Origin of the sequence: Phenylobacterium sp. Root700, assembly GCF_001429025.1 — a bacterium.
GTDB lineage: Bacteria > Pseudomonadota > Alphaproteobacteria > Caulobacterales > Caulobacteraceae > Phenylobacterium.
Genome location: NZ_LMHT01000034.1, coordinates 33,901 through 46,981, shown reverse-complemented (window position 1 = coordinate 46,981; position 13,081 = coordinate 33,901). Strand labels below are relative to the sequence as shown.

The following is a 13,081-nucleotide window of genomic DNA, read 5'->3' as shown; positions in this document are numbered from 1 at the left end:
CGCGCCTAGGCGGCGCACTTGGCCTGGGTGCGCGCGGCGGCGGCGCGGCTTTGCACCGCCGGCGGGGCCTTGGGATAGCGGCGGGTGAGCTCGGCCAGGGTCTGGCAGGCGTCGGCGGGTTTCTTCAGGGCGATCAGGGCGCGGGACAGTTCAACCACGGCGTCGGGCGCCCAGCTGGTGGTCGGCCATCCGCGGATCGCGCCGATATAGGCGCCGGCGGCGTCGGCATGGGCGCCGCGCGCGGTGAGGGTCTTGCCCAGCCAGTAGCGGGCCTCGGGGCCCTTGGCGGTGTCGCCGTGCTCGGCGACATAGTCGCGGAAGCCGTTCTCGGCGACGGCGTAGTCGCCGGCCAGCATCGCCTGGCGCGACTGGCTGAAGATCTCGGCGGCGCTGAGGCCGGCGGTGGGCGAGGGACCGCCCGCCAGGCCGCCGGACAGGTTCGCGGGCGCCGCCTCAGAGGCGGCGCGGCTCTCCAGCGCAGTCAGCCGGTCGCTCAGGGCCTTGTTCTCGGCGCGCAGGGTCTCGGTGTCGCGTTTGGCGAGCTCGGCCTGGCGGGTGGCGTTCTCGATGTCGCCGGTCATCCGGGTCAGGCTCTGTTCCAGCTCGGCCATGCGGCGCGAGACTTCCTGCAGCTGGTAGTCGGTCTCGGCCGGTTGCACGACCACCGGCTTTCCGGAGTCGCGGCCCTGGAAGACGATGGAGCGCAGCTCGCGCATCACCTGTTCCATGCGGTCGAGACGGCGGGCGTCACGGGCGTCCAGCGGGTCCATCGGGACCTGGGCGAGCGCGGTCGTGGCGATCAGGCTGAGCGCCAGGGGCAGGGCGAGGCGTCGGAACATCATGGGCGGCATCATCTACAAAAACGGACGGCCAAATTGGGGCTGTTTGGCCCCGGCGGCGATATGGCGTTCAAACGCAAAGAGGGGACCCGCTGGGCCCCCTCTCGCATTCGTTCGCAGGGGCAGGTCTTACTGCGCGCCGCCGACGATCGCCGTGTGGGCGTTCCGGTTGCGCTGGTAGGACTCTTCACCCGTGCCCGGATCGATCGGACGTTCCTTGCCGAACGACACCGTCGCGATGCGCGACGGGGCGACCCCGCGCGAGACCAGGTGCTCGCGCACCGAGTTTGCGCGGCGCGAGCCGAGGGCGAGGTTGTATTCGCGGGTGCCGCGTTCGTCGGCGTTGCCTTCGATACGGATCTGCACGTTCGGATAACGCACCAGCCAGGCGGCTTGGGCGTCCAGCAGCGGGGCCGCATCGGCGCGGACTGAATAGCTGTCGAGGTCGAAATAGACGCGGTCGCCGACATTGACGACGAAGTCTTGGGTCGAACCCGGGATCACCGAGCTGGTCGGCGGCGGCGCGGTCGGGGCGGGCTCAGGGGCCGGCATTGGGGCCGGAGCGGGCGTCGGCTCCGGGGCAGGGGTCGGCTTGGGACGCGAGGCGCAGGCTGTCACGGACAGGGCGGCGGCCGCGACCAGGGCCAGTCGAAGGGCGTGCTTGGTATTGAAGCTCTGCACGTTGGCTTCTCCTATTTAAAGTTTCGACGATGGCGGGTCCCCACAGCCATTTCTTGTTTCTATCTGGCTTTTAGGGGACCGGACATTTGAAAAGACCGTCAGGCGGGAAAATTACACCTGACAGGACTGGTTAATTCTGCAGGGGCGACCAGGCGGGATCGGACCCCGACCCCGGATAGGGAGCGGCGCGGAGGATCCGCCCCGTGACGTCGACCGTCCACAAACGCGGACCCGAGCCGGGCGTTTCGCGGCTGAACATCAGCACCCGGCCGTTGGGGGCCCAGGTCGGGCCCTCGTCCATGTAACTGCTGGTCAGCAGCCGCTCGTCGGAGCCGTCGGGGCGCATGATGCCGATGTGGAACTCGCCGCCCGATTGCTTGGTGAAGGCGATGAAGTCCCCAGTCGGGCTCCAGACCGGCGTGGTGTAGCGGCCCGAGCCGAAGGAGATCCGCCGGCTGCCGCCGCCGCTGGAGTCCATCACATAGAGCTGGGCGGTCCCGCCGCGGTCGGAGTTGTAGACGATCCGCGCGCCGTCCGGAGAGAACGACGGCGAGGTCTCGATGGAGGGATCGGAGGTCAGTTTGGCGCTGGTCCGGCTGCGCAGGTTCATCACGTAGATGTCGCTGTTACCGTTGCGCTCGACCGAGAAGGCGACCCGGCCGCCGTCGGGCGAGAACCTTGGCGCGAACACCATGCCGGGGAAGTTGCCCAGGGTCTCGCGGCGCGCGGTCTCCAGGTTGAACAGGTAGATCGAAGACCCCTCGGGCCGCAGGGCCATGTAGGTGATCTCCTGGCTGGTCGAGGAGAACCTGGGCGTCATGACGATGTAGGAGCCGTCGGTCAGGTAGCTGGGATTGGCCCCGTCCTGGTCCATGATCGCCAGCTGCTTCTTGCGGTCGAGACGGCTGCCACTTTCCGACACGAAGACGATGCGGGTGTCGAAATAGCCCTTCTCGCCGGTCAGCCGCTCATAGACGGCGTCGGAGATCTTGTGCGCCAGCTTGCGCCAGTTCTCGGGCGTGGTGGTGAACTGCAGGCCGAGCAGCGGCTGCTCCGAATAGACGTCCCACAGCCGGAAGTTCACGGTCAGGCGTCCGCCCTCGACCGTGGCCTGGCCGTTGACCAGCGCCTGGGCGTTGATGGTTTTCCAGTCGGCGAACCGCGGCTGGACGTTCACGTCCGGGTTCTTGTCGAGATAGGCCGCCTGGTTGATCGGCGCGAACAGGCCCGAGCGTTCCAGGTCGCCGGTGATCACCTGGGCGATCTCCGCGCCCTGGGCGCCGCCGAACACCGGGATGGCGATGGGCAGCGGCTTGACGTCGCCGCGGTTCACGTCGACCTCGATCTGCGCCTGGGCGGGAACCGTGATCGCCACGGTGGAGAGCAGTGCGGCCGCGAGCGCGAGCGCCAGAGTCTTCAGTCGCATGGGACAGATCTCCTTCTAGGAACAGGCTTCGCGGGCGTTGAAATTGACCGCGATGCGGTCGCCGTAGAATTGACGCGGCAGATCGCGGAACGGGGCGGCGGCGTAGACGGCGCGGATGGCGCGCTCGGCGGCGGCTTTCTCCACGGGATTGGCGGATCGCTCTTTGCCGCCGGCGTCGACCTGGCCGACCACCTGCCCGCCGGAGCCGAGCGTGAAGAGCACGCGCAGGCGCACGTCGCGCCCGCCATCCACTTCGCAATTCGGATTCCAGCGGCGCTGCAGTTCGTCGGTCATGCCCGCGACAGCCGCCGCGGCCTGGGCGGCGCCCAGGTCGGGCCGCGCCTCGCGGGCGGTTTCCGGGCGGCTCGCGCCCTTGGCGGCCGATGAGCGTTGCGAGCCGGCCGACTTGGCGACGCTGGCGGCCAGGGCGTCGAGATCCAGGCCCGGCGACTTCGGCGCGGGCTTGGCCGGGGCCGCCTTGGGCGGCGGCTTGGCCGGCGCGGGCTTCGGGGTCAGGGCTGGGGCGGGCTTGGGCGTCGGAACCGGGGTCGGCGCGGGCTTTGGGGCCGGGGCGGGCGGAACCGGCGTTGGGCCTGGCTCGGGCGCGGCCGGCGTCGCGGGCGCGTCGGGAACCGGGGCCTCGGTCTGGGCTGGCGCCTCTTCAGGCGCCTGGACGGCCGGGGCCAGGTTGGTGGTCGGCGCGTTGGCGACGATGTTGATCGGCACGGCGGTCCCGGCCGGCAGCTCCCGGTTCCAGGGCCAGGCGATCAGGGCGGACGCGATCACCCCTGCGTGCAGCAGGGCTGAAGCCGCCATCGCTCCGGAGAATTCGGACTTCTGCCGCGCCATCTTGGCCTCAGCGCTGTTCACCGCCCGACGATGGGCCGCCGGTGTCGGTGATCAGGTTGATCGTGGTGAAGCCCGAGGTCGACAGCGCGGCCATGACCTGGGCGACCACGGCGTAGGACGAGCGGCCGTCGGCGCGGACATAGATCGGCTTGGTCGACTGCTCGCCGACCATGGCGCGCAGGCGTGGGGCCATGCTGGAAAAGGCCACGGCCTCCTCCTGGATATAGATCGCGCCGTCGGCGCGGATCGACACGGTCAGCGGCTCGGACTGGTCCTCCATCGCGCCGGCCTCGGTCTTCGGCAGCTCGACGGGCACGCCGACGGTCAGCATCGGGGCCGAGACCATGAAGATGATCAGCAGCACCAGCATCACGTCGACCAGCGGGGTGACGTTGATCTCCGACAGCGCGCCGCGCGAGCGGCGGCCGCGACGACGGCGTGAGCCGCCGGTGGCGGAAAAGGCGTCGTGGGTCGAGAGCGCCATCGCCTAGCCCCGCTCGGCCAGGCGGCGCTGGATGGCGGTGGACAGGTCGTCGGCGAAGCCCTCCAGCCGCCCGCCGTACTTGCCGGCGTCGGTCGAGAACTTGTTGTACGCGATGTAGGCAGGGATGGCGGCGATCAGTCCGACGGCGGTGGCGAACAGCGCCTCGGCGATCGAGGGGGCGACGACCGCCAGGTTGGTCGACTTCTCCACGGCGATCGCCTGGAAGGCCTTCATGATACCCCAGACCGTGCCAAACAGCCCTACGAAAGGTGACGCCGTGGCGACGATGGCCAGCGAGCCCAGGCCGTTCTCGACCCGGGCGCTTTCGCGGGCGATCAGGGTGTCGAGGGTGCGGTCGATGCGCTGGATCAGGAAGGCGGTCTGGCTCTCGGAGACCAGGCCGCGGCCGCGGGCGTCGCGCCATTCCTTCAGCGCGCCTTGCAGCATCCGGGGCAGGGCCTGGGTCGGGCGCTCGCCGGCCTCGGCGGCGATGTCCTCCAGCGGCCGGCCGGTGGCGACCTGATCCTCGAAGTCGCGGGCTTCCTTGTTCAGCTTGGTCAGCCGCACGCTCTTGTCGAGAATGACGGTCCAGGACCACAGCGAAGCCAGGATCAGCCCCACCATCACCGACTTCACGACCCAGTCGGCGCGGATGAACAGATTGATGAAGCTGAAGCTCTCGGCGGTGATCGGGGCGGCGTCCATGCTCTCCAGGGGCTCCGTTTGGAATGAGGCGCACGAGTTCAAGCCTCGCGCGGTGGCGAACTTAAGGCCGCCAAGTCTGGTTAACCGGCTTCTAACGCGGAAATGGTGAAGGCGGTTTTACGGAAACCTTACGCGAACAGCGGGCGCAGGGTGTCCAGCATGCCCGGCGGCGGCTTTCGCGGGCGCCCATTGAGGTCGATGCAGGCCGCCTCGACCACCGCCTGGCAGACCAGTTCCTCGCCGCGGGTGATTCGCTGGCTGATGAACAGCCGCGGGCCGCGGGCCGAATCGTAGGTGGTGCGGACGGCCAGGGCGTCGTCGATCCGCGCCACCCGCTTGAAATCGATCTCCATACGGACGATCGCGAAGGCCGCCGGATCGGGCCGGTCCAGCAGGTCGGCGTGCCGCACCCCCGCCACCCGCAGGAAGTCGGACCGGCCGCGCTCGAAATAGCGGACATAGTTGCCGTGATAGACGACGCCGGTGAAATCGGTGTCCTCGTAATAGACCCGCACCGGCAGGACATGCTCGCGGCCCTCAAGGACGCCGGCGGAGGGTTCGATGCTCATCGGGGCAGGGTAGGGCGGGGCGGCGTTCGCCTCAAGTCAAAGTCCCCCTCAGTCAGCTGCGCTGACAGCTCCCCCAGCGGGGGAGCATCTGGGGCGGAGCTATTCGTCGAACAACGTCGGTTGGCCCGGCGTGGGGACCTGCGGCGGGGGCGTGAGGCCGAGGTGGGCGTAGGCCTTGGCGCAGGCCATGCGGCCTCGGGGGGTGCGTTGGATGAAGCCTTGCTGGAGGAGGAAGGGTTCGATCACGTCCTCGACGGCGTCGCGGGCCTCGGCGATGGCGTAGGCCAGGGTCTCGACCCCGGCCGGGCCGCCGCCATAGTTGTCGATCAGGGCCTGGAGATAGCGGCGGTCGAGGGCGTCGAGGCCGGCCTGGTCGACGTCGAGCCTGGCCAAGGCGCGGGCCGCGGCCTTGCCGTCGATGACGTCGGAGCCGTCGGCGGCGGCGAAGTCGCGCACCCGGCGCAGCAGCCGGCCGGCGACGCGCGGCGTGCCGCGCGAGCGGGCAGCGATCTCGGCCGCGCCGTCCAGGGCCAGGGACAGGCCCATCTTGGCCGCCGCCCCGGTCAGCACCTTGGTCAGTTCGGCCTGGGTGTAGAACTCCAGCCGCAGCGGAATGCCGAACCGGTCGCGGAGCGGCGTGGCCAACAGGCCGGCCCGCGTGGTCGCCGCGACCAGGGTGAAGGGCGCCAGGTCGATGCGGATCGAGCGGGCGGACGGCCCCTCGCCGATGATCAGGTCCAGGACGTGGTCCTCCATGGCCGGGTAGAGGATCTCCTCCACATTGGCGGCCAGGCGGTGGATCTCGTCGATGAACAGGACGTCGCGCGGTTCGAGATTGGTCAGGATGGCGGCCAGGTCGCCGGCCTTGGCCAGCACCGGGCCGGAGGTGGCGCGGAAGTTCACCCCCAGCTCGCGGGCGACGATCTGGGCGAGCGTGGTCTTGCCCAGGCCCGGCGGGCCGAACAGCAGCACATGGTCCAGCGCCTCGGACCGCGCCTTGGCCGCCTCGATGAAGACCTTGAGGTTGCCCTTGGCCTGCTCCTGGCCGACGAATTCTGCGAGCGTCTGCGGGCGCAGGGCTTTGTCGTGCACGACGCCGGCCTCGAACGGCTGGGCGTCGGGGGAGATGATGCGGGTCATGAGCGGGGCTGGCCCTTGGACTTAGATCCTCCCCCGCTGGGGGAGGTGGCCCGCGCAGCGGGGCGGAGGGGGCTTGCTGAAGGAATCATGGTCCCCCTCACCCGGCCAAGCGGCCGGGAGCTCCCCCAGCGGGGGAGCATCTGACGCGGAGCAGCGCAACTCATCGCCCAAGCTCCTGCAGCCCGGCCTTGATCAAGCCCGAGACCTCGGCGTCCTCGCCCAGGCGCAGGGCGGCTTGCTCGACCACGCGGCGGGCGTTTACCTCGGCGACGCCCAGGCCCATCAGGGCCGCGACCGCTTCGCCCACGGCCGACGGCGGCGGCGGGACGGCGGGGGCCAGGGCCCCGGCGTGGAAGGCGGCGACATGGCCGTCGGTCAGCGGCTTGTCCTTCAGTTCGGTGACGATCCGCAGGGCCAGTTTCGGCCCCACGCCGTTGGCGCGGCCGACCGCGGCCTTGTCCTCGCGCGCCACCGCCCCAGCTAGCTCGGCCGGCGGCAGCACGTCCAGCACCGAGAGCGCGGCCTTGGGCCCCACGCCCTGGATCGCCTGGAGCAGCACGAAGGCGCGGCGCTCGTCGCGGCCGAGGAAGCCGTAGAGCTTCATGCCCATCGATTCCGACCACTGGCTCTCGACGTGCAGCACCGTCTCCTCGCCCATGGCGGGCAGGTGACCGAGCGTGCGCGAGCCGCAGCGCACCACATAGCCGACCCCGGCCACGTCGATCAGAGCCTCTTCTTCGCCGACCTCGGCGACCAGGCCGCGCAGCCGCCCGATCATGCCGCCGCTCCCAGATTGCGCGCCTTGCGATGGTGGGCGTGGGCGATGGCGACGGCCAGGGCGTCGGCGGCGTCCGACGTGGTCTTGCCGGCGGTGGGCAGCAGGCGGGCGATCATGAACCCGACCTGGTCCTTGTCGGCCGCGCCGGTGCCGACCACCGATTTCTTGACCACGGTGGCGGCGTATTCGGCCACGGTCAGGCCGGCGCGGGCCGGCACGATCATCGCCATGGCGCGCGCGTGGCCCAGCTTCAGGGCCGAGGCGGCGTTGTTGTTCATGAAGGTCTCCTCGACGGCCGCCTCGTGCGGGGCGTGCAGGGCGACGACCTCGCTGATCGCCTCGAACAGCACCAGCAGCCGCTCGGCGAAGGGCAGGCTGTCCTTGGGCGCGATCACCCCGTGCGCCACATGGACCAGCCGCGAGCCCTCGACGGAGATCACTCCCCAGCCGGTTTTGCGAAGGCCCGGATCAAGGCCGAGGATGCGGAGAGGGGCGTGCATGGGAATCGGCGCGTTCGTCATCTGTTCCAATGAGGGATACAGGACGTCGGCAGGGTTAAGCAAACGTTGAGGGGCGGGACGGCGGCGGCGTTGGATTTGCCCGCCGCCTGGCCCGCTGGCGGCGTTCCGGCGCCCGGCCGGGCGGCCTGTCCTTGACTTCAAGTCTCCTTCGATATATCTAGATGCTGTCGATCGAGGAGATGCGCTTTCGCATCCCGGTCACGGCCGCAGCTTGGGACAGATCCCAGGCGCCCATCGCCGGCCCCCCTTCGACTTTCAACCACACCACACAACACAGCCGCGCAGCCTGACAGACGTCAGGTCTCGCCTGCGGCGTAGGAAAGCTAAATTTGACCAACCTTTTGACAGCTGACGGCCACCCCCTGGCGTCCGACCTCAGATACCTCGTGGCGCCGATAGAATTGCTCAGAACGACCCTGAGGCCGCCCCTGGCCCGCGTGGCGCCGGCCGCCCCCGACAGCCAGTTCGAATTTCTCCCGCGCCGGGACGCTGGGGCCAATCCCTCGGCGTCGTAGTTCGCGCGGGGGCGCGGTCCCGAGATGCTCGCAGAGCTATTGCTCGGAGATCTGCTGGGACGAGGCGATGGTCAGCGTCGGCACGGTCTATAGCTGGCTGCATCACCATCCGCAGCTCGCGCGCGATTACGGCGAGGCGCGGCGGGTCCAGGCCTTCATGTTGCGGGAGCGGTCGGTGGAGCTGGTGCTGGCGACCGGGCCGGGCGGACAGCGCGCCGCCGACAAGGTGCTGGCGCGGATGCGCCAGCGGATGGCGGTGTTGACGGCGAAGGCCTGGGATTTGAAGGCGCGGCCGGGGGGCTCTGGTTGGTGAGGCGGGCGGGACGTAGAGCGGCGTGCGCCGCCCCCTCACCTGACCTCTCCCGAGGGAGAGGGATTTTTCTCTCTTCTCCTCTCCCCGTTGTTGGGGAGAGGTTGGGTGAGGGGTCTTTGGGCTGTCGGCCTAGATGCNCTTTGACGTCTTCAGCAAGCCCCCTCCGTCGCGCTGCGCGCGCCACCTCCCCCAGCGGGGGAGGATCTGAACGTTCGCGGACTGTCCCTCTCCCGAAGGAGAGGGACCTCGGGACTAGTTGGCTTCCTCGGCCATGCTTTCGCGGAAGTCGTCGGCGGGGACGAAGGCGGCGCCTTCTTCGTCGAGGATCCAGATGCCGACGAAGGCGGCATGGGTTGGGTCGAGGTCTTCCTCCAGCAGGTCGCCGTCATAGAGGCCGACATTGCTGTAGTCGAAGTCCAGGGTGAGCTGGTGGGCCATGCCGACCATCTCTTCGGCCATGCGCCGCGAATAGCCGATGGCTTCGCTCTGGTCGCCGAAATCGTCGGTGAGGGTGTTCACCTCGGCGGCGTCGCTGCCTTGGGTCGCACTGGTGGTGACGATGGTGTAGGCGGGCATGATCATCTCTCGCAGGGCTGATAGTCCCCCACACCTAACCCGTTCCTGGGCGGAAGCGGGCGACATTCTGCAAGAGCTTCGCCGTGGCCGGTGATCAGGCGCCGCCGCGGGCGTCCTTCTTGGTGGTGCGATAGGCCTTTTGAAGCGCGGCGCTGCGGCGGCGTTCGACGTTCTTGGCCGTCCGCTCGGCCTTTTCTTCCAGCGCCGCCAGTTCAAGCCCGAGCTTCTGGAAGTGCGCCCAGCGGTCGGGGGCCAGGGCGCCGCTCTCCAGCGCCGCGCGCACGGCGCAGCCCGGTTCGCCGGCATGGGCGCAGTCGTTGAACCGGCAGTCCTGGGTCAGCCGCTCGATGTCGTCGAACACCACGCTGGCGCCCTCCTCGGCGTCGATCAGGCCGACCTCGCGGATGCCGGGGGTGTCGAGGATCAAGGCGCCGCTGGGCAACAGGACCAGCTCGCGGTGGCTGGTGGTGTGGCGGCCCTGGTCGTCGGACTCGCGGATCGCCTGCATCGCCATCTTGTCCTGGCCCAGGAAGGCGTTGACCAGGGTGGACTTGCCGACTCCGGACGAGCCGATCAGCACGCAGGTCTCGCGCGGGGCGACCTGGGCGAGGAGGGCGTCCAGGCCCAGGCCCTGGCGCACCGAGACCATCAGCACCGGGCAGTCGCCGGCCAGGGCGGCGATCTGCGCGGCCTCGCCTTGCGGATCGGGGCAGAGGTCGGACTTGGTCAGCACCACCACGGGGCGGGCGCCGCTCTGCCAGGCCGCGGCGAGATAGCGCTCGATCCGGCGCGGGTTGAGGTCGGCGTTCATCGAGGTGACGACGAAGGCGACGTCGATATTGGCGGCGAGGACCTGGGGCCGGCGCAGGTGGGCGGCGCGGCGGACGAACGCGGTGTGGCGCGGCAGGATGGCGTGGATGGTGGCGGTGCGCTGGGTCATGTCCAGCGACAGCGCCACCCAGTCGCCGACCGCCGGATGGCCCATCTCTCCGGCCTCGTGACGCAGGCGGCCCGAGGCCTTGGCCTCGATCTCACCTTCATCGGTGAGGACCAGGTAGCCGCCGCGTTGCTGGACGACGATGCGGCCAGGGGTGTGGCCGTCGGCCGCGTGCGGCGCGAAGGCCAGCGCCAGGGGATCGGACCATCCGTATTGCTGGAGGAGGTTCGCCGGCACGTCCCTAGCGCCGGTCGCGGCGGAAGCGGGCGGCGTCCATGGCCAGGGACGACTTCATCGGGTCGGGCTCGACCTCGGCCTGGAACGGCAATTCGCCGGCGACGCCGCGCAGGGCCAGCCAGAGCTGGGGGGCGAAGTGGTCGAGCATCCGCAGCGGGCGGCGCTTGTCGTCGGTGACGTCCCAGCCCTCGGCCTCGAAGGCCTCGACCTGCTCGCGCAGCGGGCGGCGGTCGATCTTGTCCCAGCCCTCGGGGCGCGGGACGTCGTCGGCCTCGTCCTGGGTCAGGCCGAAGACGGCGCGGGAACAGTCGTCGATCTCGGGGAACTGCGCGCGGGCGTCGGCGTCGGCGTAGCGCGGCTGCATCAGCGCTTTTTGCTCGAGCTCCTTGAGGCCGGGCAGGTCGATGAGGCGGCGCAGGGGGGCGGGATCAGGCATGCCGGACGGAACGTCAGCCGCCGCGCCGCGTCAAGGTCGCAGGCGGCTACTTCGTCCCGATCACCATGGAATCGGGGCCGGCCAGGGGCTGGACGTGGGCGCCCGTGAAGCCGGCGTCCCTCATCCAGCCGATGCAGTCGGCGCCGGTGTAGTCGAAGCCGCCCAGGGTCTCGATCAGCATGTTGAGGCTCATCAGCAGGCCAAAGGCGTTCTGGCGCCGGTCGTCGTCGATGATGGCGTCATAGACGATCAGGCGCCCGCCGGTCGGCAGGGCGGCGTGGGCCTTGGCCAGCAGGACGCGCTTCTGCTCCAGGTCCCAGTCGTGGAGGATGTGGCCCATGATGATGACGTCGGCGCTGGGCATCGGTCCGGTGAAGAAGTCGCCGGGCTGGAAGCTGACCCGGCCGGCCAGGCCGTTCTGCGCGATATAGGCGTCGAACACCGGTTGGACGACCGGCAGGTCGAAGCCGGTGGCGCTCAGGTGGGGATGGGCCATGGCGATCGTCGCCGTCGCCCCGCCCTGGGCGCAGCCGACGTCGACGAATGACGTAACCTCGCTCCAGGGGAAGAGGACGGCCATGGCCTGGGCGGCCGGCAGGCTGACCCCGGTCATGCCGCGCAGGAAGCTCTCCAGCACCGCGGGGTCGGCGTAGATGGTGGCGAACAGGTCCTGGCCGCCGTGCTTGGCCTCGTTCTGCGGCGCACCAGTGCGCAGCCCCTCGGTCAGGCCGTCCCAGAAGCGGTAGAGGCGCAGATTGGCCATCTCCAGGATGCCGCCGACATAGGTCGGCTTGGCGCGGTCGAGATAGAGCGCGGTCTCCGGGGTGTTGGCGTAGAGGCCGTTCTCGCGGGCCAGGACGCCCAGCGCCACCAGGGCGTCGAAGAAGTCGCGGGCCGAGCGGGGATGCAGGTTCAGCCGCGCGGTGAGCGCCTCCAGCGGCTGGGCGCCGGCGGCCAGTTCGGTGAAGACCCCAAGCTCGACGGCGCTGAGCAGGGCTTTCGAGCCCCAGAACCCCCAGCCCAGCTCCATGATCGCCTGGGGCGTGATCGTGCGCGCGTCCATGCCGTGCCTCCCTCGCAGAAGCGCCCCGGCTGGACGGTCGATCCAACGCACGCGACAGTCAAGCCGCGTTCGCTGAACGATGTTCGGTGTTGTTATCCCGCCGCCAGCTGGGCCGCCTCGGCCGCGCAGTCGCGGTCGGGTTTCAGGCCCTTGGCGCGGGCGGCGGCGACCTCGGCCTTGGCGGCCTCGACGTCGGCGCGGAAATCGGGATCCGACTGTAGCTTGGCGACGGTGGCCGCGCCCATCATGCGGCCTTCCTCGGTGTCGCTGAGCCAGTGGACGTTGCAGACCACCCGGCTCTGGGTGAAGGCGCGGCCCCTGGCCAGGATCTCGTTGGCGCGGTCGGGTGCGACCTGGGTCAGGACCAGCGCCCAGCCCCAGCCGACGGCGCTGTGGCCCGAGGGATAGGAGCCGTCGTTGCGCAGCACCTTCTCCTCATGCGGCGTGCAGATCGGCGCGCCGTTGAGCGTGAACGGCCGGGCCCGCTTGTACTTGTTCTTGGTTGGATAGGTGGACAGGCCGTTGTCAGCCAGGGTGCGGCGCAGCAGCTGGTAGAGATAGGGGGTGTCGGCCTGGCTGATCTTCACGTCCATGGCGCAGGCGAAGGTCTCGGCGGCCTTGGGGAATTTCAGCTCGGCGTCCTCCGTCGCCAGGCTCCAGCGTGGGGTTCCGTGGAGGGCGAGCGCGGCCTTGGAGGCCTCGTCGTCGCGGGCCTGGGCGGCCGAGCCCGGCGCTGGGGGCGGCGGCAGCAGCGAGAGGCTGGAGGGCGCGGTTCCGGGCAGCAGGTAGCCGGGGAGGTAGCCGGGCAGCAGCTCCTTCAGCGGCTTGGGGCCTTGCGCCAGGGTCTGGGGTCCGGCGCTGGTGGTGGCGCAGCCCGCCATCAGGGCCGAAGCCGCCAAAGTCATCAGCCATGCGCGCATCTGGTGTTCCCCGTGTCCTGTGATTCCGCGCGACATTAAGCGGTTTTCCCTGCGGCAACCTAGGCTGGCGGCGCCGCTAGGTTTCGTCAGAT

At 69.9% G+C, this 13,081-nt stretch carries 16 protein-coding genes; 1 reads left to right on the top strand and 15 read right to left on the bottom strand.

All coding sequences use genetic code 11. From position 1 onward, the window contains the following. Window positions 1-5 precede the first annotated feature (5 nt). The 10 genes from ybgF to ruvC form a co-directional block, all read right to left on the bottom strand. Complete coding sequence (gene ybgF, locus ASE02_RS17945; RefSeq protein ID WP_056736567.1) at window positions 6-842, bottom strand: tol-pal system protein YbgF; 837 nt, start codon at window positions 840-842, stop codon at window positions 6-8. A gap of 126 nt (window positions 843-968) precedes the next feature. Beyond that, complete coding sequence (pal, locus tag ASE02_RS17940) at window positions 969-1,520, bottom strand: peptidoglycan-associated lipoprotein Pal (RefSeq protein ID WP_056735937.1); 552 nt, start codon at window positions 1,518-1,520, stop codon at window positions 969-971. Between the two features lie 130 nt (window positions 1,521-1,650). Then, on the bottom strand, window positions 1,651-2,946 hold the full coding sequence (gene tolB / locus ASE02_RS17935) for a Tol-Pal system beta propeller repeat protein TolB (RefSeq protein WP_056735935.1): 1,296 nt from the start codon (window positions 2,944-2,946) through the stop codon (window positions 1,651-1,653). Between the two features lie 15 nt (window positions 2,947-2,961). Further along, window positions 2,962-3,816, bottom strand: coding sequence for an energy transducer TonB (locus ASE02_RS17930; RefSeq protein WP_235536750.1), 855 nt, complete (start codon window positions 3,814-3,816; stop codon window positions 2,962-2,964). Next, window positions 3,803-4,279, bottom strand: a complete 477-nt coding sequence (locus tag ASE02_RS17925; RefSeq protein ID WP_056735933.1) for an ExbD/TolR family protein — start codon at window positions 4,277-4,279, stop codon at window positions 3,803-3,805. Before ASE02_RS17925 ends, ASE02_RS17930 begins: the two co-directional genes overlap by 14 nt. A 3-nt stretch (window positions 4,280-4,282) precedes the next feature. Next, window positions 4,283-4,984, bottom strand: a complete 702-nt coding sequence (tolQ, locus tag ASE02_RS17920) for a protein TolQ (RefSeq protein WP_056735931.1) — start codon at window positions 4,982-4,984, stop codon at window positions 4,283-4,285. Window positions 4,985-5,112: 128 nt separating this feature from the next. After that, a complete protein-coding gene (locus tag ASE02_RS17915; protein WP_056735929.1) occupies window positions 5,113-5,553 on the bottom strand; it encodes a YbgC/FadM family acyl-CoA thioesterase in 441 nt (146 codons plus the stop codon). A gap of 99 nt (window positions 5,554-5,652) precedes the next feature. Further along, complete coding sequence (gene ruvB, locus ASE02_RS17910) at window positions 5,653-6,693, bottom strand: Holliday junction branch migration DNA helicase RuvB (RefSeq protein WP_056735926.1); 1,041 nt, start codon at window positions 6,691-6,693, stop codon at window positions 5,653-5,655. A 160-nt stretch (window positions 6,694-6,853) separates the two neighbouring features. Next, entirely contained in the window at window positions 6,854-7,471 is a 618-nt protein-coding gene (gene ruvA, locus ASE02_RS17905; protein WP_056735924.1) for a Holliday junction branch migration protein RuvA, read from the bottom strand. After that, window positions 7,468-7,971, bottom strand: a complete 504-nt coding sequence (gene ruvC / locus ASE02_RS17900) for a crossover junction endodeoxyribonuclease RuvC (protein WP_156406114.1) — start codon at window positions 7,969-7,971, stop codon at window positions 7,468-7,470. Before ruvC ends, ruvA begins: the two co-directional genes overlap by 4 nt. Before the next feature lie 510 nt (window positions 7,972-8,481). Between ruvC and ASE02_RS17890 the strand changes: the two genes are divergently transcribed. Continuing rightward, window positions 8,482-8,820, top strand: coding sequence for a hypothetical protein (locus ASE02_RS17890; protein WP_369818592.1), 339 nt, complete (start codon window positions 8,482-8,484; stop codon window positions 8,818-8,820). A gap of 252 nt (window positions 8,821-9,072) precedes the next feature. Here the strand turns inward: ASE02_RS17890 and ASE02_RS17885 are convergent, their stop codons facing one another. From ASE02_RS17885 to ASE02_RS17865, 5 genes are all read right to left on the bottom strand, one after another. Then, on the bottom strand, window positions 9,073-9,396 hold the full coding sequence (locus tag ASE02_RS17885) for a hypothetical protein (RefSeq protein WP_156406113.1): 324 nt from the start codon (window positions 9,394-9,396) through the stop codon (window positions 9,073-9,075). Window positions 9,397-9,490: 94 nt separating this feature from the next. After that, window positions 9,491-10,570, bottom strand: a complete 1,080-nt coding sequence (rsgA, locus tag ASE02_RS17880; protein ID WP_056735911.1) for a ribosome small subunit-dependent GTPase A — start codon at window positions 10,568-10,570, stop codon at window positions 9,491-9,493. 4 nt (window positions 10,571-10,574) lie between these two features. Then, complete coding sequence (locus tag ASE02_RS17875; RefSeq protein WP_056735909.1) at window positions 10,575-11,006, bottom strand: hypothetical protein; 432 nt, start codon at window positions 11,004-11,006, stop codon at window positions 10,575-10,577. A 46-nt stretch (window positions 11,007-11,052) separates the two neighbouring features. Beyond that, window positions 11,053-12,069, bottom strand: a complete 1,017-nt coding sequence (locus tag ASE02_RS17870; protein ID WP_056735907.1) for a methyltransferase — start codon at window positions 12,067-12,069, stop codon at window positions 11,053-11,055. Window positions 12,070-12,161: 92 nt separating this feature from the next. Beyond that, a complete protein-coding gene (locus ASE02_RS17865) occupies window positions 12,162-12,989 on the bottom strand; it encodes a phosphatase PAP2 family protein (protein ID WP_056735905.1) in 828 nt (275 codons plus the stop codon). Between the last annotated feature and the right edge of the window lie 92 nt (window positions 12,990-13,081).

Bases quoted from the DNA above. Each gene is read 5' to 3' on its own strand.
- tolQ (WP_056735931.1), bottom strand. From the start codon at position 4,984: ATGGACGCCGCCCCGATCACCGCCGAGAGCTTCAGCTTCATCAATCTG.
- ASE02_RS17875 (WP_056735909.1), bottom strand. From the start codon at position 11,006: ATGCCTGATCCCGCCCCCCTGCGCCGCCTCATCGACCTGCCCGGCCTC.
- ASE02_RS17885 (WP_156406113.1), bottom strand. From the start codon at position 9,396: ATGCCCGCCTACACCATCGTCACCACCAGTGCGACCCAAGGCAGCGAC.
- ASE02_RS17865 (WP_056735905.1), bottom strand. From the start codon at position 12,989: ATGCGCGCATGGCTGATGACTTTGGCGGCTTCGGCCCTGATGGCGGGC.
- tolB (WP_056735935.1), bottom strand. From the start codon at position 2,946: ATGCGACTGAAGACTCTGGCGCTCGCGCTCGCGGCCGCACTGCTCTCC.
- ASE02_RS17870 (WP_056735907.1), bottom strand. From the start codon at position 12,069: ATGGACGCGCGCACGATCACGCCCCAGGCGATCATGGAGCTGGGCTGG.
- ruvC (WP_156406114.1), bottom strand. From the start codon at position 7,971: ATGCACGCCCCTCTCCGCATCCTCGGCCTTGATCCGGGCCTTCGCAAA.
- ASE02_RS17925 (WP_056735933.1), bottom strand. From the start codon at position 4,279: ATGGCGCTCTCGACCCACGACGCCTTTTCCGCCACCGGCGGCTCACGC.
- ASE02_RS17915 (WP_056735929.1), bottom strand. From the start codon at position 5,553: ATGAGCATCGAACCCTCCGCCGGCGTCCTTGAGGGCCGCGAGCATGTC.
- ruvA (WP_056735924.1), bottom strand. From the start codon at position 7,471: ATGATCGGGCGGCTGCGCGGCCTGGTCGCCGAGGTCGGCGAAGAAGAG.
- ybgF (WP_056736567.1), bottom strand. From the start codon at position 842: ATGATGTTCCGACGCCTCGCCCTGCCCCTGGCGCTCAGCCTGATCGCC.
- ruvB (WP_056735926.1), bottom strand. From the start codon at position 6,693: ATGACCCGCATCATCTCCCCCGACGCCCAGCCGTTCGAGGCCGGCGTC.